Here is a 3296-nt window from a genome sequence, read left to right on the forward strand (position 1 = left end):
GTGTTCGCCTTCGTGAACGCGCCGCTGTTCGCGACGTTCCTGCTGGGCATGTTCTGGAAGCGCGCGACCGGCCACGGCGCGTTCTGGGGCCTGCTCTCGGGCACCGTGGCCGCGGCGCTGCATCACGGGCTGACCCTGCCCGCCAACGCACCGGTCGGCATCAAGGGCGGCTGGCTCGGCCTCATGCATGCCTACCCGAGCGAGATGGCGCAGAACTTCTGGACGGCGATCTGGGCGTGGTCGATCTGCTTCGGCCTCACCATCGTGATCTCGCTGCTGACGCGCCGCCAGAAGACCGACGACGACCTGCGCGGCCTCGTGTACTCGCTCACGCCACGCCTGCCGAAGGAGAACCTGCCCTGGTGGCAGACCCCGGAGGGTCTCGGCGTCGCCGTGCTGGCGGCCGTGGCGGTGCTCAACGTGGTGTTCTGGTAGGAGACGCCGATGGGACTCGACATCCGGTGGCCGATGGGCCTGCTGCTCCTCGCGCTCGGCGTGATCCTGGCCGGGTACGGGGTCGTCTCCGACCCGGCGATCTACGCGCGGTCGCTCGGCATCAACATGAACCTGTGGTGGGGCCTGGTGATGGTCGCCTGCGGGGCCGTGATGCTCGCGCTCGCGAGGCGCGCCACACCCCGCTGAGTTGGCAATGTGAAATTCGACATTTGAAATTCCGGGGCGACGGCCTCCGGCCTGTCGCCTCGTGATGCCGCGAGCGGCGAAGACCGGAGGTCGAGACGCCGAGAATTTCGAATGTCAAATTTCGAATTACGAGAATCGTCTGGCCGGGAACTTCTGCATCGCCCCGATGGCGTGCAGCCCGGCCTGCGCCGCTGCTGCCGTGCGTGCATCGGGAGACGCCGCGAGCGCATCCATGAAGTGCTGGTAGGCCACGGCCGGCTGCCCGAGATGCTCCAGGAGCGCGCTGCCGGCACCCACATGCGCCTCGGCCGCCGCCGGGCCCGTCGGGTCGTGGCGCACCAGCCGCTGGTACACGGTGACCGCCGCCTGCGCGTGCCCGTTGGCAGCCAGCCAGGAGCCGAGCGTGAGCGAGTCGGCCGGTCCGAGCGCCGCTTCCGCCTCGCGCGGCGCCAGCGCGAAGTAGCCGCGGGCCGCCGCAGGCATGTCGCCCGCGCGCAGGGCCGCCACGACCGCATTGCGCGGCATCGACAGGCCCCGCACCTCGGCCTGGTACTCCTGTGGCGTGCCGTCCACCTCGCGCCGGTTCAGCAGCCATGCCCCCGCCACCCCGGCGACGAACCCGCCGATGTGCGCGCCATGCGCCACGCCGCCCCCGCCATCCCCACCCGCCAGCAGCATCGGCAGGATGTTGTCCATGAACAGGTACAGGCCGAGCACGATGCGCGCGGGCACCTCGATCACGCGCACCAGGAACGGGAAGAACAGCAGCAGCACGCGGACGACGTTCTTCGGGAACCACCAGAAGTAGAAGCCGAGCACGCCCGAGATCGCACCCGAGGCGCCGACCATGGGGATCATCGATCCGGGCGACAGCACCGCGAAGAACAGCGTGGCGGCGATGCCCGTCGCCAGGTACGCGATCAGGTACCAGAAGCGACCGAGCCGATGCTCGACGTTGTCGCCGTAGATCCAGAGGAACAGCATGTTCCCGAACAGGTGCATGAACCCGCCGTGCAGGAACATCGCGGCGAACAGGTCCGTGACCTGCGGCGCGCCCGGCTTGTAGCCATGCTCGAACGTGAACAGGTCGTACAGGCTGACCGACCCGAGGATCTCGCGCATCGACACGGTCGACGGCAGCGACTCGCGCAGCACCTCCACGTAGGTCTCGAGCCGCGGGTCGCCCTGGGTGGCCGCGACGCCTGACTGCGGCAACGTGAACAGGAGGAACACCAGCACATTCGCGGCGATCAGGAGGTACGTGACGATCGGCGTTCGTGACGGGTTCGGCGCGTCGCTGAGGGGAAGCACGGGGTCATCATGCCTCATGCCTCATGTCTCATGCCGCAGGCCAAAGGTCTAGACAGGTGGCTGACAAGGCCAGCAACCTGAATGCAGAGTTCAGAGTTCAGAATGGAGAGGCCGCAACTGCCCTGCAGATCGGCACACTCGCCCCGCCTGTGTCATGCCCGGGCATCACTGCGTCATGCGCGGCCGGATTGCCACGGCCGAGCGGCTAGGATTGGGGAAGGAGTCCACGTCCCATGCACGCGCTCACCACGACGCCCTGGCCCTGGGCCATCTCGGGCCTGCTGATCGGCCTGGTCGTGCCGGTCCTGTTCCTGATCGGCGGTAGACGATTCGCCATCTCGGCGAACCTCCGGCACCTGTGCGCCATGGCCGGGGTACGCGCGCCGCTCTTCCGGTATGACTGGAAGCGCGACGGTGCGTGGAACCTCGCCTTCGCGGCAGGCCTGGTGCTGGGAGGCTGGATCGCGGCGACCTTCCTCACGGAGTCGCCAGACGTCGCGATCTCGGCCGCGACGGTCGCGGATCTCCGCGCCCTCGGGCTGACCGACCTCGGTGGCGTGGCGCCACGCGAGTTGGCGAGTTGGACGGCCCTCGCCACGGCGCAAGGCTGGCTCACACTCGGGGTCGGCGGCTTCCTGGTCGGCTTCGGCGCGCGATGGGCCGGCGGCTGCACCTCGGGCCATGCCATCTCCGGCCTCGCGGCCTTCCGCGCCTCGTCCCTGCTCGCCGTCGTCGGCTTCTTCGCCGGCGGCCTGCTGATGACCCACGTCCTGCTGCCGTGGCTTCTCTAGGGACGGACCGATGAACGCGCCCCTCTCCAGCGACCACCTGCGGCAGGACGACGATGTGACGACGCGCGACGGCAACGCGCCGCGCGAACGAGCCCGCGCGCTGGCCGGCTACGTCGTGGCCGGCACCGGCCTCGGCATCCTGTTCATGCAGGCGCAGGTGCTCTCGTGGTTCCGCATCCAGGAGATGTTCAGGTTCCAGAGCGTGCACATGTTCGGCATCATCGGCGTCGCCATCGCGGTGGCGGTGGCGGGCCGGTGGCTGATCGCGCGCCTGGCGCCGGCCAGCGCCGCGGCACGCGCCATCGCTGACGACGCGGCCACGGCGTCGACGCCCATGGCGAAGCACCTGCTCGGCGGCCTCGTGTTCGGGCTCGGCTGGGCCCTGCTCGGGGCCTGCCCCGGGCCGATCTTCACGCTGATCGGCGCCGGGCGCACCGAGTACGTGGTCGCGCTGGTCGCCGCCACGCTCGGCACGTGGGCGTACGGCACGCTGCAGTCGCGGCTGCCCTAGTCGGCACATCGGGGGCTGGGCTGGGGCTTGGGGCTGGGGGC

Annotated in this window: 4 protein-coding genes and 1 pseudogene; 4 read left to right on the forward strand and 1 reads right to left on the reverse strand. The window is 69.8% G+C overall.

The features are described 5' to 3' along the window. Together ACIRDX_RS22020 and ACIRDX_RS22025 are read left to right on the forward strand one after the other, a co-directional pair. Positions 1-435, forward strand: a pseudogene (locus tag ACIRDX_RS22020) (Na+/galactose cotransporter); the annotation flags it as partial. A 9-nt stretch (positions 436-444) separates the two neighbouring features. Then, positions 445-642 (forward strand): hypothetical protein, encoded by a 198-nt coding sequence (locus ACIRDX_RS22025; RefSeq protein ID WP_396627566.1) that lies wholly within the window; start codon positions 445-447, stop codon positions 640-642. Positions 643-768: 126 nt separating this feature from the next. Here ACIRDX_RS22025 and ACIRDX_RS22030 read toward each other — a convergent pair whose 3' ends face one another. Continuing rightward, on the reverse strand, positions 769-1953 hold the full coding sequence (locus ACIRDX_RS22030) for a rhomboid family intramembrane serine protease (RefSeq protein WP_396627567.1): 1185 nt from the start codon (positions 1951-1953) through the stop codon (positions 769-771). Positions 1954-2186: 233 nt separating this feature from the next. On the opposite strand from ACIRDX_RS22030, the gene ACIRDX_RS22035 reads away from it, so the two are divergent. Further along, positions 2187-2744 carry a YeeE/YedE family protein gene (locus ACIRDX_RS22035; protein WP_396627568.1) on the forward strand — a complete coding sequence of 186 codons (558 nt, stop codon included), beginning with the start codon at positions 2187-2189 and terminating at the stop codon, positions 2742-2744. Positions 2745-2754: 10 nt separating this feature from the next. Beyond that, positions 2755-3255 (forward strand): YeeE/YedE thiosulfate transporter family protein, encoded by a 501-nt coding sequence (locus ACIRDX_RS22040; protein WP_396627569.1) that lies wholly within the window; start codon positions 2755-2757, stop codon positions 3253-3255. Positions 3256-3296 lie beyond the last annotated feature (41 nt).

This window comes from Luteitalea sp., from assembly GCF_044337415.1.
In the GTDB taxonomy this organism is placed as follows: domain Bacteria; phylum Acidobacteriota; class Vicinamibacteria; order Vicinamibacterales; family Vicinamibacteraceae; genus Luteitalea.